The organism is Mucilaginibacter sp. GW822-FHT03E02, from assembly GCF_058801545.1.
In genome coordinates, this window is record NZ_JBXANJ010000001.1 from 1,250,223 (window position 1) to 1,272,605 (window position 22,383).

The window sequence follows — 22,383 nt, forward strand, 5'->3', positions numbered from 1 at the left end:
TATCTTGAGCCTGTCGAACCATGGTTGACGAAGGGCTCTCCGCAGCTACCGCAAAGGCTTTTCGCTGCCGCAAACCTCCAGCCCTGTAGCCCGCTGATAGGCAAACGCCCATGCTAAGCAATAAATAGCCCCCGGATGTTTAATTGCATCCGGGAGTTTTTGTATACCCACATCACGCGTTAAGGATTGCAGTGAAAAGCCCACAGCGCGGGCAGGCCGGGGCGGCAAAGGCAAGGCGAGGACTTGTAACGAAAAGCCTGACCGCCGCTTCTACCAGCGGGGGAACGCACTGTTTAGTATCAAGTATCAAGACAGCGCTGTCCCTATTATAGCCATACCAATGATCACTTCATCACCGATAGTACTTGCGAAAACGGCAAATAGGGTGCCGATAGTTTCCTGATTAAATTGCTAAAGAAAATCATCGTTTTTTTTTAAAGCCTGAAGTACATCATCGGTATTTAAAACGGTGGCAAATTCGTTGTTGATTTGTGCCAGTGCGGTTAAATGGATGGTTTCGGCGTCGTAGTGTTCGCCTTGGATGCCGGTTTTGGCAAAGGCGGCGGTAGCATCGGCCACTACAAAGGTGTGGTAGCCAAAATTACCGGCCATACGGGCCGTGGTAGATACGCAATGTTCGGTAGTAAGTCCAACTATAACCACGGTCTCAATGCCCGCAGCATCCAGCTGTTGTTGCAGATTGGTGCCGATAAAGGAGCTGTTTACCGATTTTTTGATCACCACCTCGCCGGGCAAAGGTTTTACAATTTCTTTGTGAGCGTTGCCGGCGTTACCCTCGGCCAGCAGCGAGTTGGGGTTAACTGAGCAATGCTGGATGTGGAACAGCGGCAGGCTATTTGCCCGCCAGTAATCAAGCAGTTTGCGGGCATTAACTTCGGCATCGGGGTTATTGCGTTCGCCTCCCCAGTAAGGGATATTATCAAAACCCTGTTGTATATCAACGAGTATTAATGCGGGGTTGGTGTTCTGTAGTGTTTCCATACCCCAAAATTGCAGCTTTGCAAGGGCCGCAATTTTGTTGTGAGGCTTTATTTGTTTGTTTTTATAACGCAAGCTCGTTACGCGCGCTTTTGGGCGAAGCGCCGAATTTTTGCTTGTAAACTTTTGAAAAATGCGAAATATTTTCGAACCCGCTGCTATAAGCTACCAGCGACACCGGATCGTTAGAATGTTTTAACTGGTACTCGGCATACTCCAGCCGGCGGTTGAACTGCCATTTTACTGGCGTGGTTTTAAAACGATCTGTAAACTCTTTTTTAAACGCGCTTATACTCCTCCCGGTAAGTTTGGCCATATCGGCTATGGAAAGCTGCCGGTTGAAGTTAGTTTCCATAAAGTAAGCCAGATCAACCTTTTTATTACTTACCAGGTCTTTCAAAAACGAGGCAAAGGTTTTTGATTGATCGCCCGATAATATCTGCAACAGCACCTGGTGGGCCGCAAACTTAACAATGCACCTGGAGTAGTTTTGCGGCTGTAAAATATGCTGCATAACCTGGGCTACGTTGGCTTTTATAAATTCGGAAGTTTTAAAAGTAAATGGAGGCAAATCGGCACATAGTTTTTCCTGTTTAAATTCGGGCACGTGGCTTTCCAGGAAATAATCAACAAACTCGTTTTCCATAAAAATGAGCAGGCTGGAATAGTCATCAGATGGGAACAGCTGGTAATTGCCCCGCCGCCTAAACTGGATATCGCCTGCGGTCAGGTGCTGTACATAGCTGCCATACCTCACATCAATGGTACCCGTTAAAATTACTTCGAGGCAATGCGCGGTTTGCAGGGTATCATCGCACCTGAAAGGGCGCTTTTTATCAATGATAATTCCGTACATATCAGACAATCGTAACCTGATATGCGAATGATGATCAAGCAGGTCTTTAGGGATTTGTATCATCGCTAAACATTAATTTTTACTAAGCTACATGTTGGCATTTATCTTTTTTACTTTTTTGATTAATTGTAACAAAGAGATGATAAAAGCTGATGGCCGCCTACTGCCACGTTGTATCATTACGTTAATGGTGTAAAAATGATTTAATATCGAACACTGAATATCTAATGTCGAATAATGAACATAAGACTTCGGTGTTGGACATTCAAAATTCATTATTCGATATTATTTGTATATCTCTTTTTGCTTACCTTATTGAATTTAATGCTATTTTGGTACCATTAAAACAACCTGGTCATAAACCATAACACCTGCCCTGCCATGAAAAACACACGCTATTTTTTTATATTTTCCTGTTTCCTGTTACTTGGCTGTACCGGGGCTAAAAAACTGGCCGATGCCGGTAACGACGGCAAAGGCTGGAAGACGCTATTTAACGGAACCGATATAAAGGATTGGTTTGTAAAGATTAACCATCACCTGGTGGGCGAAAACTATGGCAATACCTTTAGGGTAGAAGATGGCATAATTAAGATAAGGTATGATCAGTATGGCGAGTTTGACAATCAATTTGGCCATTTGTATTACAAAACGCCGTTTTCGCACTTTAAACTGCGGTTTGAGTATCGTTTTGTTGGCAAACAGCAAAAAGGCGCGCCCGACTACACCCTGCTTAACAGCGGCGTTATGTTTCATTCGCAAGACCCCAGGACCATGCTTAAAGACCAGGATTGGCCAATATCCATAGAAATGCAGTTACTGGGCGGCCTTGGCGACGGAAAACCACGACCAACAGGCAATATGTGCTCGCCCGGCACCGATGTAGTTTATAAAGGTAGGGTTTGGCCCGACCATTGCATCAGTTCGACATCAAAAACCTATGATGGTGAGCAATGGGTAAAAGGTGAACTGATTGTTCTGGGCAACAAGTTAGTTACCCATATCATTAACGGCGATACCGTGCTGCAATATTCCAAACCCTCTATTGGAGGCGGTGTGGCCAATGGTTACGACCCTAAATACAAACAGGACGGAAAGTTATTAAGCAGCGGCTTTGTTGCCCTGCAAAGCGAGGGCCAACCGGTTGATTTCAGGAATATCGAGATTAAACAGCTACCGGATACGGACCGGTAAGTCCCACCTAAATCCTCCCCGGGAGGGAGGACTTTAAAGATGAATGCCGTTAAGTCTCCCCAACAGGGTGAGATTTAGAGGGGGCTGCCTGCCCTTATCAATCAACCTCGCCCGCAGCCATGGTAGCCGAGGGTTGCAGCGGGATAACAAAACTGAATTTGGTGCCGATGCCTTCTTCGCTGGTTACCCAGATACGGCCGTTGCATTTTTCGATAAGGTCTTTACAAAGTAACAGCCCCATACCTGTGCCCGATTCATTGAGTGTGCCGGTTTTACTATCCACCTGACTTTTGAAAAGTTTATTAGCCCGGTCGGGCGGCATGCCCATGCCCGTATCGGTTACGGTTACCAGTGCATTCCCATCTTGCTCAATGGCAGATATTTCGATAACATCACCCGCGCCCGAAAACTTGATGGCGTTGGTAATTAAGTTCCTGACAACTATCCTTATCGAGTTTGGATCGGCCAGGGCCAGTAGTTCTTTATTGCCGCCGCATACCAAGGTAATGCCCTTAAACGAGGCCTGCTCCGTATGGTTTTTAATTTCTGATTGGATGATATCATCTATTGAAAAACTTTTGCCCGATGCGTTGAAATTCTCGAGCTGGCTGTTGATCCAGAATAAAAGTGTATCAAGAAAATCGGACGTGTAATCGAGCTTTCGTATTACAGATGGGATCATCTCCAGCATTTCCTGGTGGCTGATAGATTCGTCGGACAACAGGTCAAACAAACCCCGCAAGGTACTCAGCGGCGATCGCAGGTCATGCGCCAATATAGATATCAGCTTATCTTTTAGTTTATTCAAGTCGTTCAGCTTTTCGGCCTGCTCGTCAATATTAACCTTTTGCTCCAAAACCTCATTATTTTTTAGTTTAAGCTGGGCGTTTATTTTTAGCTGCTGTTGCTTTTGCCGGTAATACAGGAAAGCCATTAACAATACAGCCGTTATAATTATAAAAAATATAATGTTTAACAGGTCTTTATCATGTAGTTTTTGCTGATAGAGCAGGGCATTTGCCTTTTGCTGCAATAATTGCTGGCGCTGTTTTTCGGCATAGTTGTATTGTGCAATGTACAGGGTAAACTTTTGAACACTTTCGTCTTTACGGAAAGTACGCTTCATGTTGTCAAAATCCCTTTGGGCGGCATATGCCTCCTTGTACAATTTAAGCCCTCCAAGGGTTTCAATTAGTTGAACAGCGGCATTTGTACGCAGCAAAACGCTGCCAATATGGTCGGCAAGAGTTTTGGCCTGCAGGGCGAAACCATAGGCTTTAGCGTAATCGTGGTTTACATTGTAAAACAGGGCTGTATTAATCAAAGCAATTACCTTATTGTAGTCCATTTGATTATCCGTAGCTACTTTTAGGGCCAGTTGCAGGTAGCCTAAAGCTTTTTGATTTTGCTTTTTATGAATATAACATACTGCCAAATCGCTATTACATGTGCTTATACCGTCCTTGTCGTCCTGCTTTTGGTCAATAGCCAGGGCATCGTTAAGGTATTTAATAGCGTTGTCATACTTTCCCTGGGCCATTAATACTTCGCCAATGTTTTGTTTGGCTACGCTAATGCCACCGTCCGATTGCATTTGAGTCCAGGTTTGCAGTGCCTCGGTAAAATAGGTTAAAGCCTGGGGATAAATCTCCATACTTTGCAGGATAACGCCGATGTTATTATAGTCTGCCGATATTTTCTTTTTATTATGAAGCTTTGTATCGATGTTGAGAGCCTTAAAATAGTAATCAAGCGCCGTGGATGAGTGACCAAGGTTATCATAATTGTTGCCCATGCTTAAATATAAACGCGATAGGCCGGGCAAATCATTAATAGCAAGCTTAATTGGCAGCGCCTTGTTGTAATAATTTAACGCTTTTTGATAATCGCTCAGCTGGTAGTACAAATCGCCGTAAAGCTTATAACAATTGCTAATGCCCAGGGCGCTTTTGGCCCGGGTGTAAAGGGCCATACTTTCTTTAATGTTCTTTAATACGATATCATATTTAGACTGGCTGATGTAAACCGTTGTAACGGCCAGCAGCCCATCGGCAATGCCGGTGCTGTAGTTTATACTACGCGAAATCTGTGTTGCCTTTTGCCCGTAGTAAATGGTACTATCCGGATAGTATGAGGTGTAGGCTACAGCCAGTTTATTTAAATCGTTTATAACTGCCGTATCATTTACCTGCTTTTTGGCCGCAATGGATTTAAGTAATTCGTTTCTCAGGCTATCCGGTTTTGCTTCATAACGATAGGCTGAGCACAAATTGCATAAAAAAAGCGATAAAATACTAAGCCATATTTTGGTATTCATTCAATCAAAAAAAAATAGAATTAGGGTTTTAAAGTAAAGGTTGTTTAAACTGTATCGCAAACGCCATTGCACTGTTATACAATTGCCAACAGGATTTTTACGGCCTAAACAACATTTAAGTTATAAATATATAATTTTAATTTATTTAATAGTTGGTGTTAGTATTGTTAGCGCAGAATAAATCGCTTTTAAAACACCTTGGCTTAACGCGATTGGTTTAATGTGGATTCTCTTGCTATGAAGTTAGTTTTAAGCACTATCCGCTGAAAATCGACGGGGCTGTTTGATTGCAGCCGGCCCAGCATTATTTCGGTTACCTGCTCCCCTATTTGTTTTACAGGCTGGGCGACGGCCGAAATGGACGGGCTAAACAATTCGAAATTGGTATTATCATCAAAAACAACGATACCGATATCCCTGGCAACCTGCAGGCCAAGTTGCCTTATAGCTTCTATACCGCTCAGGGCAAGGTAATTGGTCGAAAAAAATATGGCGTCGATAGCCTTTTGGCCTGCTAAAAATCTCCGGATTTGTTCTACACATTTTGATTTTTCAAGATCGTAGGGTATTTGTTTGATCCTTTGCACCAGCCCCGAATCATTCAGCGCCTTTAAATAGCCGTTGGCGCGCTCTTCCATCTGGTTTTGCTTTGATAACAGCGTTACCATGGCAATATTTTTAAACTGCCGGGCTATTAGGTGTTCTACAGCTTGTAAAGCACCATTAAAATTATCAATCAGCACCTTATCGCAGTTAAGGCCGGGCACATCGCGGTCAAATACAACAACCGGGAAACCATCGGCTGCCAGTTCCCGGATATAATTTTCAGTTCCGGGCGGCGGGGCGATGATATATCCGTCGACATTGTGGTTGCGAAAGGCCTGCAACAGATCAATAGCCTGTACGGTATCATTCTCGGTACTGCCATAAATAACTCTATAACCCGAAGAGAGGGCCGACCGTTCGACAACGCGGGCAATTGAAGAAAAAAACGGATCCGAAATATCCTCAACAAGCATACCTATGGTTTTGCTTTTTCCGGTACTAAGCCCAACAGCTATGCGGCTTGGCTGATAGCCTACCTTTTCAACATACTTTAGTATTTTATTTTCGAGTTTGATACTAATACCATGCTGCCTTGCCTTGCCATTTAAAACAAATGAAATAGTCGATTTTGATACCTGTAATTGTTCGGCAATATCTTTTATAACTAATTTCTTCATCAGGTTTAACAGCAGGCTGCAGTAGTTAATAAGTTAAAAGTTGGGCAACCTGTTGCTATGACAACCTGCCCGGGGTTTGATACTCAATAATCATCATTTAAATTAAAGTCGAAAGTCTTAAGCCCTAAGTCAGGAAAAAACAATCCGACTTTTGACTTAAGACTTTCGACTTAACTTTTAACCCTCAGCATCAAGGCACAATAGACCACTGCTGGTTTAAACTGGTATTGCTGCCCCAGAATTGCATAATGGAGCCATTGGCGGTACCGCCACCGGTATCAAGGCATTTGCCGTTGGTGCGGTTTACCACTTTATAGTACGAGCCGACGGGCACAATTATCCATTGCTGATTTGGCGAGGTTCCGCTTGCCCACTGGGTAACATTGGAGCCATCGGCCGTATTGGCATTGCTATCCAAACACTTACTGCTTGAAACACAGGTAAGCTTGTAATAGCCGCCGCTATAGGATAGCCCCCATTTTTGATTACCGGATGTACTGCTGGCCCATTGCCCAACATTGGCAGCATTGGCGGTAGCGCCAAGGTTATCCAGATACTTGCCGCTTGCCCGGTTCAGGAGGTGATAAGTGCCATTGGCAATGGGCTGAGTGGACGTTGTAAACGTGAGGGTGCCAAATCCCAATTGGTCGTATCCGCCGCTTGTGCTGCCATAATCGCCGCCGCCACCTTCGGGTCTTATATTACTGGCATACTGGGCACTATAAGTGGCTGTAACCCCGGCTACATTGGCAAAATGGTTATAAATCAACTCCCAGGATGGCCGGATATCGCCCCTGCTTGATGCCGAAATTACAGTTTGTGAATTTGCCGCGCAGGTAGTGCCGCTGCCCCAGTTGTAGGTTGTAAACGGCACGGTATTGCCCAGGTTATAACTGGCCGTATATTCGCTTACTGCCAGCGCTTTGTTGGTTTCGTAGCCAAACAGGTCATCGCCCTGGTTGTAGGCCATTTGGCAAAAGGCACCAAGTAAGGAGATATCAAGGCACTGGTGCCCCTGGTCGCGGCCGCTTTCCTGGCCCTGGCCAAGCCCGCCTGTGTATAAGAATGGTACGGCATGGTCTATTGCACCATTACCGGCACCGGTTTTGAAATAAGTAACAGCTTCATTGTATTTGGTGGCATCGTCGCACAGAATGCCGATAGACAGGATTGATGCCATGCTGCACAAATCCCAGTTTGCCCAGTAATTGGTGATGCAGGCCCCGTTGTGGTTCACCAGAAAATCGTGATTCATGGGGTAAAACACGGTAAGCATCATGGTTTTAAACCTGGTAAAGTCGGCCGCCGCCCAGCCGCTGTATGAGCGCATAATTTCGGCGGCATTGGCAAACTCGTAGCCGTAAATGCCCGCAGCAAGCCACCTATCGGCACTACCGGACACCGCTACGAGCGTAGATGACCATGCGTTCATGATAGCCACCGCATTATTGCCGCAGGCCACATCACCGTTAATTTTCCAGCGCAGGGCATTTTGATACGCCGCCGCAATATCATTATACAGCTTGGAGTAATTTTCGGGCGAGCCAGATCCCCTGTACACAGTATCAACCGGGCCCTTCATGACATAGGTAGACAGCGAGTGGGAGTTTGCAGTAAGCTTGTTCCAGCCAGAAAGCCAGGGCTCGGTGCTTGCTGTTACCATGGTTTGCATGCGGATAAAATCGGCCTCGGTATGCAACAGGCCCGGATGGATAAAGGGGCTTACAGCGGCAACCTTTAGCTTGGATGATTTACCGGTTTTTACATCATCGGTAACAGCCGCAACAGGGGCAGCTGATTTCCTGCAGCTCCAAAAAGGAAGCAGGCAAAAAAGACAAAACAGAATTAGCAATCTTGTTTTCATAATAAATGGTTAAGTATGTTGGTTTAATTAATTGTACGTAAGCACCAGCCGCAATAGTATGGCAGTAATCGTGTTGCGTTGTCGGGGCACAATTAAAGGCCACCCACAAACAGGGCGGCATAGGTTTTATAATGGCTGATAATTGGTTTACAGAATACAAATCTCTGTTATAAAAACCTCTATGAGCGGGGTTTGATTAACCAAAAAGAGGCTACGGATTAATCAATAGTTAACTCTAACAGCAAAAATGTAGAGCGTGGTGATGCGGGCAGGGGTTTAAATTATACGTATGATCAACTACTGTGTGTACCCATTGTTTTAGGAAAACCCCAGAAGGATTGAATGCTGGTAGAAACAGATTAAAAATAGTTTTACGTGCAGGTACGTTGGAAAAACCGATTACATTGAACACACTTCGCCAATTTATTTCCCTATTCGAAAAACATTTGAAAACACTTTGTTTTAAACCCCTTTTTACGGAACTTGGGTTAAGCCAGTAAACAAGATGTGGGCAAGTTTTTTTTAAAGATATTGCTAAATCTCAGCCACTTTTCTAAACCGTTCCGTTAATTCATCCATCCGGCTAATACGTTCTTTAAAATCAACTACCTTTCCATATATCATGCTATTTAGGATTAATCTGGAATCTTTGTGTCAGGTGTCTGCCCGATAAACCATTCAACATATTGAGGCAATGCTGTGCCGGCATAATAAGGTAGATTCATCAACAAATACGGTTTTTTATTAGGAGTGATGGCTTTCTCTATCTTGAAGGCGCCTGCATACATGCGGATGGCATACGGATGGTCTGCGGCTTCAATGAACTGATGAAGTGATTTTAAACTGCCGGTACTGCCTGATTTTACTTCGATGGGAATTACAAACTTGCCATAAGCATACAGCAAATCAACTTCTGCATTGGACTGGGCTTTTTCTCTCACCCAAAAATTCGGTGTATGTGCCGAAATACTTTGGAGGGATATCAGTTCTTGCGTGATCAAATGGGGTATAACTGCCCCTTTGTAAGCACTGTTCAAATCATCCATAGCCAGCATTTCTGCCTGGATGCCCAAAGAATAATTGACCAGGCCAGTATCTAAGAATTGTAAACGTGGCGCTTTCTTCAAATCGGCTTTCAATGGCGGGTGCAGGTCTGTGGTTGGGTATATCAACCGCACAATCTTTGCCTCGTTAAGGGTTCTAAATGCTTTTCCTGCCTCTCTTGACCGATAGTTGGAATTTCCAAAGCCCTGAAACTTTACACGTTCGTCCAGATACAGCGGTGCAGTATCCATTATATGTTTAATGATTTTTCTTTCCGTGTCGTTGGATGTATATTTTTCTACATCATTTTTATAAGTACCCCAAATGCTTTCATAAATAATTGGTAAATCTGAAAGGCTATGTTTCTCAACGTCTGTTTTTATTACTTCGGGCATACCGCCGATAATCGCATAGCGATGAAAAGCATCCATTAAGGTTTGATGTGCAAAAGCTTTTACCGGTACCTGCTGCAATTGTTTGAGCAATGCTTGCTTTCCGGTGGCTTCCAAATATTCCTGGAAATTCAACGGGTGGAGATATAAGAATTCCACACGGCCCACCGGGAAGCTATGCACTTTTTGCATGGCAAACTCCAGTAATGAACCTGCGCTGATGACATGAAGCGCTGGTATTTCCTCATAAAAATAGCGCAATAGCTGGATGGCCTTGGGGCTCTCCTGTATTTCATCGATGAATAAAAGGGTATTTGTGACAGCCGATGAAGGAATGCTATGTGCTAAAAATAAAGCTTCGAAAATGGTTTGAACATCCTCAAAGTCATCAAAATAACGGCGGTCGGCTGGTTTTTCCAGATTGAGTACAATAGTGTGTGCATACGTTTCGGCAAAATCACGTATCAATGTGGTTTTGCCAACCTGACGCGCGCCCCTGATAATAAGCGGCTTGCGCGCGGCACTTATTTTCCAGCGATTAAGATGATTTTCAATACTTCTTTTAAAGGCCACAACAGAAAATATAACAGAATAAAGGCAAATTTACTATTTATTTGTAATAAAATAAACCCTATTTAGACGCTACTTTGTAATAGAATAAAGGCAGTGTGATTTAACTACCGGCAGCATTTAAAATTTTCATATACCATTTTGATGATGCGGCTTAACAACCCCGGTGAATTGACTGTTCAAATTCCAATCCGAATTCACTCCTACCGGTTGGCTTCTCTAAATTACTATCTCATATCAAAGTGTCTACACGCAGTAGCCCTGGGGAAATGGACAATGCCATTAAGTTGAGGAAAATATTAAAACTTTAATTTCGCGCCAAGCGGCCAAGTAAAGTGAGCAAATCACTTTGCGGCTCTGCGTCTTTGCACGAAAGATTTTTTAACTTCATTTAAACCGCAATACGACAGGATTGAACCCGTTTGTCATCCACCAAATTGGCGCGCAGCTGTTGCATAGCCCGGTGTACGTGGTTTACTACCGATTGGTAATTTATCCCGGTTACCTCAGCTATTTGTTCATACGTCCAGCCGTCAAAATATTTTAAATGCACCATTTCCTTTTGCCTTTTGGGTAACGCGTTTAGCGCAAGCGTTAATAACCTGTTAAACTCCACATCATTTTCACCGTTCACCCAAATCTCCTCCTGCGAAAATGCCAGGTCAATTTCGCGCTGGTCCTCGGCTATTGGTAAATGGTTCTTCTGGCTCTTAAAATAATTGAGCGCGAGTGAGCGGGCCGCCTTAAAAAAGTAAACCCTGACATTGTATATCGGCCCAAGCCTTTCCCTGCGTTCCCACATTTTTATAAACAGTTCCTGAACCAGGTCTTGTGATACAATTTCATCGCGGGTAATTTTCAGCACATAATGGTAAAGCACCTGGTACAGTTCGTGATGAATAGCTCCGAATTCACTTACATCGCCCTGCCGGCTTTTTTCCCAACGTATGGCTAACTGGTCATTCATGTTCATAAAAAATGGATAGTTAAAATTGATTTTGGTTCCCACTGCTCCCAAAAACAACCATTTTAAATCAGGCTAAAAAAATTGGCCCGAACTTTCTCGATTGCCGGATAATTGGTTTTACAACAGCTAATATGAGTGGATTTTGAGCGATGAAAAGGCTATAAAACAACCATTCAACGGACGTAAACTGGCCAAAAAAGCCTAAAAAACCGGTTTAGATGCAGTTTTTGAAATTCTGGGCAATCTCCGTCCCTTCTACCGGCGCAAAAAGCAATTACAGGTGCACTTATGCGCAATGGTCAGGTATCAAATTATAAAGTCATGAGTGCTACCCGAATTTAACTAAGCACGGTTTGCCTGATTTACCGGCAATGCTCCCCCCGGCCCGTAGAAGGCTACACCAGAACGGCACCCGCTATGTAGCTGCTTATAAAAACGGCCTTTACCTTGCCGGGTTGGCCGGACAACGATATTGTTAATAACTTTCTATAAGACAATCGTTTGCGCCATTTTTCTGAAACGGGTGCATCAATAACATGGTTATTTATTTTAGCTAAAATTTAAAAAATAACCATATGAAAAAATTCTTCAGCCTCACTGCTGTTGCAGCAGTATTTTGTTTATCGCTTGCAACATCGTTGCATGCCAGTACAGTTGTGCCTAAAGCGCATAAACCGCACAAAGCGAAAGTTGCTTTTAAAAAACCCTACGCAACTTTTCCGACAGGCTATACCTGGACTATCGGTTATGATTCCAGCAATCCCTGGGTTTCACTCAACTGGTCGCTGGTTGACAACCCATTTCTTGGGCCTGTACCGTTTACATTTAAAGGCAACACACAAAGTGTCGACCCTCATACAAGTTCATATATTTTATGGATTGGCAGCGCATATACATTGCTACCTAATCAAACCTACACGATGAATATCGGCGGCGTAAATTATTATTTTCATTTGCCCAGCAGCGGATCTGGCCAGTGCATTATTACCGGCCATAGTTAATACCGGGGAATTGTTTTAAAGCAATTCTTTAGATGTAATTGCCCGGCAAAATGGCGTTTATCGTATGGCGGAGACGACTCACCCCGACGAGGCTTCGCCCGTCGCCCCTCTCTCCGACTGCGTCGCATAGAGGGGCAAAAAAGAAAAAGCAAATGAGTTTCACCCTCTTTGCGGCTTCAGCCGGAGAGAGTGGTCGGGCGCAGCCTCGACCGGGTGAGTCGTAGCAGGCGTTCAAAGCCGATGTTTATTTGAACCCAAACACGTCATGGCGAATAGTTAATACACGCCATAATAAAAAAAGCGAGGCTACCTTTATTGGCGGCCCCGCTTTTTTATTGGATATTACTGTTTTACATCCTAACTTTTACCATGCGCTATTTTGGGTAAGCACACCGTTTGAGGAGGTTATAAACGTTTGCGGTATTGGGAAATGGCTAAACTTGGTGTAGTTAAAGTTTGTTCTTCCATAAACGTTCTTCAGCAGGTTTTCAGTGTAACCCGTTCCGCTGCTTCCGTTTGCGGCGGCTACTTTATTGTAACGTACCAAATCATACCACCTGTTAAATTCCAGCGCCAGCTCAATACGCCGTTCGTGCCAGATTGCTAAACGCAGGGCTGTTTTATCGGTTGTTATAATTTGAGGCAGTACCCCGGCGCCGCCGTTATCGCCGGCAGCTATCGATGCGGCAAAGGTTTTATTACCGCGGGCCCGGTATCTTATCATCTCCAAATATTTGAGCGCATCGGCAGTGTTACCCAATTCGTTGCTTGCTTCTGCAGCTATTAAAATAATATCGGCATAGCGCAGGTACATGGGGTTAACGCTTTGAAAATTAAAGTTGCCGGCATTCCAGTAGGCAAAAGGCCATATTACTTTTTTATTAGCGTAATCGGTATTTGACGGAAAAACCACAGGCTGGTTGTTATTGTAACCGGGGATAATATCCGTCCGGGTAAAGAACGTGGCAGCAAAACGCGGATCGCCGCTTTCGTAATTGCTGGCCAGGTTTGGCGATGGATATATAGCACCATTTGCACCCAACGAAGGCAAACCCTGGTATTGCAGGTAAGGGGCATACTGGCGGCCCGCCGGCAACGACGCGTTATAAATCAGTCCGCCCGGCATCATATTTTCAGATGAGTACAAGTGGTCGGGGCTGAATAAATCCCGGTAATCGTTATACAGGCTGTACTCGCCGCCGTTTATAACCATCTCAGCATAAGTTTTGGCATTGGCGTAGTCCTGATCATACAGGTATACTTTGGCCAGCAAACCTTGCGCCGTACCTTTGGTAACACGGCCCAGGTTGGCGGTTCCCCATTGTGAGCGGGTAGGCAAATGAGCTATGGCATATTTTAAATCGGATATCACCAGTTTAATAATATCGGCATGCGAGCTTTTTGGAATATTGTACTCCGCAGGGGTTACCGGGTCATGATCACGTAAAGGCGCATCACCAAAAACATTGGTTAAATCAAAATTGTAATACGCGCGGAAATATTTAGCCTGCGCCTCATACAACTCGGCCGAATAGCGGGCGGCAAATGCAGGTGTACGGTCGATAACCACATTGCAATAGTGGATATTTTCGTACGCCCTGCCCCAATACCTTTCAATCATATAGTTATCGGCTAAAAAACTATAGTTCTGGAATACGCTAAAATCGGCGTTGGTGCCTACTATAAAATCATCACCGCACATCTCTTTGGTTGAATACTGGTGCTGGCCTATCCTGAATTCGCGCCAGGCAATTGAGCCATACAGCCGGTTAACAGCCAAACCAAGCGTAGTTGTATCCGAAGAGAAAGTAGCGCTGGAAAGCACTCCTAAAGGCTGTTTATCAAGAAAGCTTTTTTTGCACGACCATAAAGCAAGCAGGTTGAGCAGCATTAATATCTTTACTATATTTTTCATAATTCAAATTCTGAAAGCTTTTAAAAATTTAAGTTTATACCCAGCCTTGCAGTTCCCGAAACAGGATACGTGCGGAAGTCGTCGCCAATGGTTGATACTCCGTAAGCATTGGATACCTCGGGCGAAAACCCTTTGTATTTTGTGATATAAAAAGGATTGGTGGCATTAACGTATACCCGCAGGCTTGAAATGCCCAGCTTGCTTACTACTGCTTTGCCAAACGTGTACCCTAATTCCATGTACCGCGCTTTAATGTAAGTACCGTCAAAAATGTTGAAATCAGACGATTGTGTTGTTGAAGTATTTACGGCATAACGGGGAATGCTGGTATTGGTATGTGTTGGTGTCCAGGAGTCAAGCCACTCTACGTTAAGGTTAGAAAGGCCCGAACTTACAAACTGGTTACGCGAATCGTTATAAATCTTCCCGCCAAAGCTACCCATCATATCAATGGCGATATCAAACCCTTTGTAGGCAGCGGTTATTGAAATACCTCCAACAAATTTTGCATAGGGCGAACCGATATCTGTTTTGTCGTTGCCATCAATAAAGCCATCGCCATTGATATCTTTAAACAGCAGGTCGCCCGGTTTAAGGCCCGACCAGTATTGTTTGCCGGCGACACCACTTTTGGTAGCTGCATCGGCATTTAACTGATCAATTTGCGCCTGGCTTTGAACTATCCCTGCCGACTTATATCCATAAAAATCGCCAATTGGAAAGCCCTGTTTAGATATGTGGGTAGATGGCACCATAAAATCTGAAGCGTAGGATGTTAACCCTTTAAAATCAAGGATTTTATTTTTGTTGGCGCTTCCGGTAACTGTTACACCATATTTAAATTGGCCAACCCTGTCGTTCCAGCTTGCCTGGAACTCAAAGCCGCTGTTGCGTACTGTTCCGGCATTTGAGTAAGCAGCGCTTGTTCCTGTAGAACCGCCTGGGATGGGTAACACCAGGAGCAGGTTTTTGGTATCGCGCCTGTAGTAATCGGCTTCAATTCGCAGGCGGTCGTTAAGCGTGGTAAACTCCAAACCAAGATCGGATTGTTGTGAAACTTCCCAGGTAATATCGCGGTTGGCGGCCGCAATTATGGTTGCCATTGGATAAAATACCCCGTTAAAAACGCCATCGTAAGTAGTTTCCTGGTTAAGTGTGCTATAGGTTTGATAGTTGGCAATTTTGTTGCTTCCTGTTTGTCCCCAGCTGCCGCGTAGTTTAAGGTTACTGATCCAGGTTACGTTTTCCATGAATTTTTCCTGGGATACCCGCCAGCCCAATGCCACCGAAGGAAAATATCCCCACCTGTTGCCATCAGCAAATTTTGATGAGCCATCACTCCTGAATGAAGCCGTTAGCAGGTAACGGTCCATGTAGCTATAATTTGCCCTGAAAAGATAGGACAGGATTGATTCGCTTGAAGGCAATGCACCTAATGAATTGATGCTGCTGGTTGGATACACCTGGATGTAGCGATAATTGGGGTCAGTTGTGGTCAGCGGTCCGCTGGCGGTTACGTCAACACCGCCGTAATTGGTATTTTGCGCTGTGTAGCCACCCAATAAATTAATATGGTGTTTGCCAATTTGTTTGTTGTAAGTAAGGGTATTTTCCCATAACCACGATGAAACAGTAGTGTACCCGTTTTCGATAGTGGTTTGGTTTGCTTGATTTGCCCCCAAGTTGTAAGATGGCGTATACTTGTTTATTTTGTTTTGCGTATAATCTACCCCGTAACTGCTGCGGAATACCAGGCCATCAAGCAAATTGTAGTTCAGGTACCCGTTGCCCACAAATTGCAGGGGATGTACTTTATTGTCTTTATGATAATATAACTCGGCAAAGGGGTTTACAATATCAATATCCTGGCCTTTTGAAAAAGACCCATCGGGGTTATAAACCGGTAACAATGGCGAGATGCGGGAGATAGAGTTTATTCCACGCCCGGTGTTAGAAACACCATCGCCATTATAATTGCTGCTGGCCAGTGAAAGATTGTGCCCGATAGATAATTTGTTGCTTAACTTATACCCGTTATCGGCCCGCAGGGTGAGTCGGTTATAATCGGTATATTTTAAAACGCCCTCTTCTTTGTGGTAACTGGCGCTGATATTATAATTTACATTTTCGTTGCCCCCGCCTACCGAAAGGCCATAGTCGCTCACCATTCCTTTTTGGGTTACCTCTTTAATCCAATCGGTACCGGCACCAATAGTATCCAGGTTATTATAAACCGGGGATGCGCCGGCATTGGTTTTAAACATGTTTACCAGCTGCGCGTACTCTTTACCGTTGGCAACATCGTACTTACGTGTCAGAAACTGGAAGCCGTGAGAAGTAGTAAAGTTGATGACCGGTTTACCGGCTTTGCCCTTTTTGGTAGTAACCAGGATAACACCGTTTGCACCGCGTGAGCCATAGATGGCCGTAGATGAAGCATCCTTTAATATTTCCATTGATTCGATATCGCCCGGAGCCAGGAAAGTGATATTGGCCACCATCATACCGTCAACAACATAAAGTGGACTTGCATCGCCGTTGGTACCCAGGCCCCTGATAAATACAGATGGAGCTGTGCCCGGGCCACCCTGGTTTAGTATTTGTACGCCTGGCGCCTTGCCTTGTAAAGCTTCGGCAGCATTGCTGCCGCCAATTTTGGTAATATCGGCCGCCTTAATGCTTGTTACCGAGCCGGTAAGGTCTGATTTGCGCTGAACGCCGTACCCCACCACAACAACTTCATCAAGGGTTTTACCGGCCGCCGCCATTTTAACCACCATAGGGCCGCTAAAATCGGCCGCCACATTAACAGCGGCATAACCCATGCTCTGGAACCGTAAAATTGCCTTCTGGGGCACGCTGATGGTGAACTTGCCATCGGCATCTGTAGCAACACCATTTGATGTTCCTGCAACCATTACCGATACGCCAATCAATGGGGTCCCATTCCCAGCGTCGACAACTTTACCGGAAACCGGCTTGTCCTGGGCGCTGGCAAGCGCGGTAAAAAAACACAAAAAAAAGATGGTTAGCAGCCATCGGATACGGAAAGTAAAATCTCTCATAATTTTGGATTTAAAAGTTTAAATAATTGGATTTCGGTCCGGTCAAATTGGGCGCTGACAGGATTTCGAGTGCTAATCTCGATTGAAAACCACTCTTTTGGAGGCGGCTAAACGGCCAAACAACGGTGGTAGATTTGCATATTTAAGCCCCAAAAGGGCTATAAAACGCCAATTAAAGCAATTGGCCGGATTGCCGCCGTTTTACCGGGCGCGGCAAAAAAACATTTTAAATAGAAACCCGGCCAGGAAGTCGTTCCTAAACCGGGTTAGATTCATATACAAGCGCTTTGTACATAGGCCCGCCTGCCCGCCTACCTGGTATTTTCGGGTGCCATTCCGGCCCCCAGGTTATAACTTTTTACAAAAGTTTTCCGGTACTTGCGGATAAAATCCGACGGGTTCAATTCAAAAAGCTTAAAAAACTGTTCCCGGAAATACCTCACATCCTGGAAACCAATTTTATAGGCAACCTCCTTAATCTGCAAATCGCTTTGAATCAATAGTTCAGCAGCTTTTTTGAGTTTGATATGCCTGATAAATTCAGAAATATTTAACCCCGAAATAGCTTTAACCTTCCTGAATAAATTAGACCGGCTCATCCCCATGCCCTTTGTGAACACAGTTGCCGAAAAATTTTCGTCATCCAGGTGTTTTTCTATCAAAGCAATACACTTTGCCAAAAACAGGCTGTACTCCTCCGGAATCTTCAGGTTGTTACTTTTTAGCGTTACCTCGTTCAGGAAAAACTGTTTAAGCGTGTTGCGGCCTTTTAAAATACTTTTAATGCGCGCAACCAGCAGGTCGTTTTCAAAAGGCTTGGTTATGTAATCATCAGCTCCGCATTCAACCCCTTTTAACTTTATTTCGGCCGAAGAACTGCCGGTTAAAAGAATTACAGGTATATGGCTAAACGAGGGCGAATCTTTTAATTTAGAACAAAACTCAATTCCGCTAAACTCCTTAATCACAACATCGCAAACAATAATATCGGGGTCAACCCGCATCACAATTTCAAACCCTTGCACCGTATCTTCTGCCTCATAAACATTATAGGAATCCTTAAGCAACCTCCTCAGATATTGACGAATATCACCATCATCATCAATAACCAGCACCGATGGCTTGTCTTTTACAATGCTTTCCATTAATTCACTTACATGATCTGGCTTTTCGGGCTCCCTCAACAATCCGGGTTCAGGATCAATAATAGCTTCGTTCAGGATCTCAAAAGCCGAGGAACGGAAAACCGGTTTAGTTACTGCCAATGGTTTAGTCACTTCGTCCGATCCTGGCAATCCAATTTTGAAAACCGTTCCTTCGCCCGGCGCGCTGGTATATGATAAATCTCCGCCATGGATATCAACGTATTTTTTGGCAAGGAATAAACCAATGCCAAATCCGCTTTGGTTAGCCCTGTCTATTACTTCCTCGCGGTAAAACTTTTCAAAAAGACGTCCTCCTGTCTCTGCCGAAATTCCGTGTCCGCTGTCATGAACTTCTATTTCAATTCTGTCGCCTGTCTCCCGGATGTGCATGGCCACTTTTCCATGATCGGGCGTGAATTTAAGCGCGTTGGAAAGTAAATTGAACAACACGATTTCAATTTTCTCCCTATCAATACAGGCCAGAGTTTCCTGGTCCATGTGCAATTGATAATCAAGGTGTTTTGCTTTAGCCTGGTTATTAAAGCATGAAAAAACCTCGCGGGCAACGTCCGACAGGCTTACCCATTCTTTTTTCAACTCGGTTAACTCATTATCCGTCGACCGGAAAAGCAACAACCTGTCTACCAGGCTAAGGAGCCGCCTTGCATTTCGATACACCGAACTAAGGTCTATCAGGTCGATATTTTTGCCGTTATTTTGTAATAACTCCTTAATAGGATTCGCTATAAGTGTAAGCGGTGTCCTGAACTCGTGCGAGATATTGGTAAAAAAAGCAATCTTCTTTTCGTTAAGCTCTTTTTCCTGTTCCACCTTCAGGTTGGCCAGCTTAACTTCATAGTGCAGCCGGTTTTCCTTTTTATGGTAATAAATATAACCGTAAACCGACGCGGAGACGATGCCCATATAAAGCAAATAGGCCCACCAACTTCTGAACCAGGGCGGCAGCACGGTAATATATACGATTTTTTCTTTTGTATTCCATACGCCATAACCGTTGGTGGCCTTAATATGCAGCGTGTAGTTGCCTTCGCTTAGCCTTGAATAATTTAAAACCCGCGCATTGTTAACGTAGTTCCAGCCTTTATCCCAGCCTTGCAGGTAGTAGGCATATTGAATTTTTTCGGGGAGCGAATACTCCAGGGCAACATACTCCATTGATAGTACGGCCTTATCATATGGCAGCCGGATTTTATCGATATCATAAATGTTTGCGGCGTTTTTTATATAAGCATTATTGGCGTTGGCACTTTCATTTTCGATATTAACCTGCGTAATCAACAAATCAGGGAAGCTGTTAAAACGCCTGATGCTATCCGGGTAAAAAATGTTAAAGCCTTTTATCCCGCCAAAAAGCAGTTCGCCGGACGCCAGTTTCCCGGATGCGTTAAAGTAAAACTGGTTGGATTGCAGGCCATCCGAGGCATAGTAGTTTTCGAATTTTTTTGTGGCGATCTTTAGTTTTGATAAGCCGTTGAAGGTGCTCATCCACAAATTCCCCTTATTATCGCTTTCGATATTTAATATGGTATTGTTGGGCAGCCCATTATTTTCGTTATACCAGGCCATTTTACCCGTAGCCAGCTGGTAAGTCATTAAGCCTTTGCCATGGGTACCAACAAATAGGGTACCTGCTGTAACCAGCAAACTCCTTACGGCAATATTTGACTGTATTACCGTCGATTGCCCCGTATGTTTATTAACCCGCACCAGGTTTTTAAAACCGCCAAGCCACAAATTACCCTTTCCATCATCAGCTATTGACAGTACATCGTCTTTAACATCAAACCCGGCCGAAACAAATTTGCCGGATACCTTATCAAAATAAAAAAGCCGGCCACGCTCATACCCCGCCTTTTCTCCCCGTAAGGCTGTTGTCCAAATTTTGTTGTCAGCATCCATGTAAATTTTCCAGGTAGACCTTCTATAATTCAGGGTATTTTCAAACGGTACATTTTTAAACAAATGGCTGTTGACATCGTATATAGCTATTCCACCTCCAAATGTGGCCACCCATATTTGGTTCTGGCTATCTTTAATGATTGATGAAACACGGTTATTGCTTAACGATTGCGGATTGTTTTCGTCATGTATAAAAGTGGTAAAAGTGTTTTTAGCCCGGTTCCACAAACTAAGGCCTGCACCATCTGTGCCTATCCAGATGTTGTGGCCGGCATCCTCACAAAACGAAAATGTAAAATTGGATACCAGGCTGTTTTTATTATAAGGCTGATGTACAATGGTTTTAAACTGATTCTTATTAGGGTCGATAACACTGATCCCGCCCCTTAACGTCCCTATCCATTTGCGGCTTTGGTTATCCTCATAAATGGCATAAACCGAATTACTGGAAAGCGTACCAGCATCCTGCTGCTGAAGCAGGGTACATTGCCCCGAACCAAAAATATTTACAATACCAACACCTATACCATCGGTTGCCAGCCATAGATTTTTAGCCTTATCGAAATAAAAATCAAATATCTTGATGTTATCAAGCGCCTTATTGCTGAAAGACTGATGTTTTAACTGGCTGGTTAAGGTATTGAAAGAAAACATGCCTGCATTGGTGCTTACCCACAGGTTACCATCGGGCCCTTGCTTCAAATAGGTAGCCGACGGAAACGAGTTGGTAACCGGGAGCACAACGTTTTTGCCAGGTAAAAACCTGCATAAACCAACATTATCAACAACCAGCCAAATACTGTGGTCGTTCAGTATTGTAAGCGCGGTTACCGTGTATTTCCATTGTTGCTTTTTTTGGGCATTTAATAGCGGAATCTCAACCGCAAAGGTTTTATTTTTATAATAAATCAGTAAACCGGCATCTGCTGATCCGATCATCATATTTCCCGACAGATCTTTTTTTAACACGTTAACTACTTTATCAACCGGCAGCGGCGCCAGGGCTTCTGCTATGCCCGTTTTGTAAGTTATCTGCGAAAAATAGAGTGTTTTACTATCTAAAATACCAACTCCATGACGGGTACCAACCCATATCCTATCCAGCTCATCCTGCTCCAGGGCAGTAATGGTATTTTCAGGTAGGCTTGCCGGGTCATTTATCTTGTTCCTGATTTTTTTGAAGGAATAGCCATCAAACCGGTTAAGGCCATCAAGGGTGCCAAACCACATGAAGCCGAATTTATCTTTAAAAATGGTGGTTACGGTATTGTTAGATAAGCCCTGCTCAATCCCCAGGTACGACATCGGGAGCGAGGAGGAATCGGCGTTATACTTTAATAGTATAAATGCGGTTATAAAAAGCAATCTCTTCATAAAATGGCTGCAAGCTACAGTGCGATTTTTTAGCAACAGAATTTACCCTCAGGGGCGATTTATTAATTGGCTCACTAATTTAGTGATTATTACATTTTATCATCAAATTAATTATTGTTTTTAAAACACTTATTTAAAGATAGCCGACTTAAGTAAACCGGGCTAAATCTACACTACATCCAGCTTAACACTTTATATTCAAGGAATAAGCTACTCCCGAAACCGGAGGCCGGCGTTTGTATGATCGTTGGTATTATCTACTAACGAAAAAGAGGTTGTTAACTTAATAAGTTGTAATTACTGTAACTGCAGTCAGAAATCCGGGGTAAGTGGGTTCCGGATAGCCATAGTGGTAAAATATCGCCCGGTGGATTCACCGGGTTTGGCGAAGGGTCCGTCTCGCTTCCAACCTTGTATTTGTTACAGCCCGGTTGTTCAGATGCATAAAACAGCCTGCATATCATTTTAAAACTGTGTATTATTGAAGAAAAGACAACAGTTGAATAAATTTATACTCACCTTGATGTAAATCATTAA

At 44.0% G+C, this 22,383-nt stretch carries 12 protein-coding genes; 2 read left to right on the plus strand and 10 right to left on the minus strand.

Going from position 1 to position 22,383, the window contains the following annotated elements; translation table 11 throughout:
* Nucleotides 1-411: 411 nt before the first annotated feature.
* The gene (locus AC1RM2_RS05115) at nt 412-1,002 is read right to left on the minus strand and encodes a cysteine hydrolase family protein (protein ID WP_492983927.1); all 591 of its coding nucleotides are present in this window, start codon (nt 1,000-1,002) and stop codon (nt 412-414) included.
* Between the two features lie 61 nt (nt 1,003-1,063).
* Complete coding sequence (locus AC1RM2_RS05120; protein WP_492983928.1) at nt 1,064-1,918, minus strand: helix-turn-helix transcriptional regulator; 855 nt, start codon at nt 1,916-1,918, stop codon at nt 1,064-1,066.
* Nucleotides 1,919-2,236: 318 nt separating this feature from the next.
* Between AC1RM2_RS05120 and AC1RM2_RS05125 the strand changes: the two genes are divergently transcribed.
* Nucleotides 2,237-3,049: a 3-keto-disaccharide hydrolase gene (locus AC1RM2_RS05125; RefSeq protein WP_492983929.1), complete on the plus strand. Its 813-nt coding sequence runs from the start codon at nt 2,237-2,239 to the stop codon at nt 3,047-3,049.
* Between the two features lie 97 nt (nt 3,050-3,146).
* On the opposite strand, the gene AC1RM2_RS05130 is transcribed toward AC1RM2_RS05125, so the two are convergent.
* From AC1RM2_RS05130 to AC1RM2_RS05150, 5 genes are all read right to left on the minus strand, one after another.
* Entirely contained in the window at nt 3,147-5,366 is a 2,220-nt protein-coding gene (locus tag AC1RM2_RS05130; RefSeq protein WP_492983930.1) for a tetratricopeptide repeat-containing sensor histidine kinase, read from the minus strand.
* A 203-nt stretch (nt 5,367-5,569) separates the two neighbouring features.
* A complete protein-coding gene (locus tag AC1RM2_RS05135; RefSeq protein WP_492983931.1) occupies nt 5,570-6,589 on the minus strand; it encodes a LacI family DNA-binding transcriptional regulator in 1,020 nt (339 codons plus the stop codon).
* 190 nt (nt 6,590-6,779) lie between these two features.
* A complete protein-coding gene (locus AC1RM2_RS05140) occupies nt 6,780-8,453 on the minus strand; it encodes an RICIN domain-containing protein (RefSeq protein ID WP_492983932.1) in 1,674 nt (557 codons plus the stop codon).
* 635 nt (nt 8,454-9,088) lie between these two features.
* The gene (locus AC1RM2_RS05145; RefSeq protein ID WP_492983933.1) at nt 9,089-10,462 is read right to left on the minus strand and encodes an ATP-binding protein; all 1,374 of its coding nucleotides are present in this window, start codon (nt 10,460-10,462) and stop codon (nt 9,089-9,091) included.
* A gap of 388 nt (nt 10,463-10,850) precedes the next feature.
* The gene (locus AC1RM2_RS05150) at nt 10,851-11,426 is read right to left on the minus strand and encodes an RNA polymerase sigma factor (protein WP_492983934.1); all 576 of its coding nucleotides are present in this window, start codon (nt 11,424-11,426) and stop codon (nt 10,851-10,853) included.
* A gap of 575 nt (nt 11,427-12,001) precedes the next feature.
* On the opposite strand from AC1RM2_RS05150, the gene AC1RM2_RS05155 reads away from it, so the two are divergent.
* The gene (locus AC1RM2_RS05155; protein ID WP_090648145.1) at nt 12,002-12,427 is read left to right on the plus strand and encodes a hypothetical protein; all 426 of its coding nucleotides are present in this window, start codon (nt 12,002-12,004) and stop codon (nt 12,425-12,427) included.
* A 364-nt stretch (nt 12,428-12,791) separates the two neighbouring features.
* On the opposite strand, the gene AC1RM2_RS05160 is transcribed toward AC1RM2_RS05155, so the two are convergent.
* The 3 genes from AC1RM2_RS05160 to AC1RM2_RS05170 form a co-directional block, all read right to left on the minus strand.
* Nucleotides 12,792-14,342, minus strand: a complete 1,551-nt coding sequence (locus AC1RM2_RS05160) for a RagB/SusD family nutrient uptake outer membrane protein (protein ID WP_492983935.1) — start codon at nt 14,340-14,342, stop codon at nt 12,792-12,794.
* Nucleotides 14,343-14,362: 20 nt separating this feature from the next.
* Nucleotides 14,363-17,407, minus strand: a complete 3,045-nt coding sequence (locus AC1RM2_RS05165; protein ID WP_492983936.1) for a SusC/RagA family TonB-linked outer membrane protein — start codon at nt 17,405-17,407, stop codon at nt 14,363-14,365.
* A 311-nt stretch (nt 17,408-17,718) separates the two neighbouring features.
* A complete protein-coding gene (locus tag AC1RM2_RS05170; protein ID WP_492983937.1) occupies nt 17,719-21,846 on the minus strand; it encodes a hybrid sensor histidine kinase/response regulator transcription factor in 4,128 nt (1,375 codons plus the stop codon).
* Nucleotides 21,847-22,383 lie beyond the last annotated feature (537 nt).

Coding starts and splice junctions, on each gene's coding strand:
- AC1RM2_RS05120 (WP_492983928.1), bottom strand. CDS start 1,918: ATGATACAAATCCCTAAAGACCTGCTTGATCATCATTCGCATATCAGG.
- AC1RM2_RS05125 (WP_492983929.1), top strand. CDS start 2,237: ATGAAAAACACACGCTATTTTTTTATATTTTCCTGTTTCCTGTTACTT.
- AC1RM2_RS05135 (WP_492983931.1), bottom strand. CDS start 6,589: ATGAAGAAATTAGTTATAAAAGATATTGCCGAACAATTACAGGTATCA.
- AC1RM2_RS05165 (WP_492983936.1), bottom strand. CDS start 17,407: ATGAGAGATTTTACTTTCCGTATCCGATGGCTGCTAACCATCTTTTTT.
- AC1RM2_RS05160 (WP_492983935.1), bottom strand. CDS start 14,342: ATGAAAAATATAGTAAAGATATTAATGCTGCTCAACCTGCTTGCTTTA.
- AC1RM2_RS05140 (WP_492983932.1), bottom strand. CDS start 8,453: ATGAAAACAAGATTGCTAATTCTGTTTTGTCTTTTTTGCCTGCTTCCT.
- AC1RM2_RS05130 (WP_492983930.1), bottom strand. CDS start 5,366: ATGAATACCAAAATATGGCTTAGTATTTTATCGCTTTTTTTATGCAAT.
- AC1RM2_RS05150 (WP_492983934.1), bottom strand. CDS start 11,426: ATGAATGACCAGTTAGCCATACGTTGGGAAAAAAGCCGGCAGGGCGAT.
- AC1RM2_RS05115 (WP_492983927.1), bottom strand. CDS start 1,002: ATGGAAACACTACAGAACACCAACCCCGCATTAATACTCGTTGATATA.
- AC1RM2_RS05155 (WP_090648145.1), top strand. CDS start 12,002: ATGAAAAAATTCTTCAGCCTCACTGCTGTTGCAGCAGTATTTTGTTTA.
- AC1RM2_RS05170 (WP_492983937.1), bottom strand. CDS start 21,846: ATGAAGAGATTGCTTTTTATAACCGCATTTATACTATTAAAGTATAAC.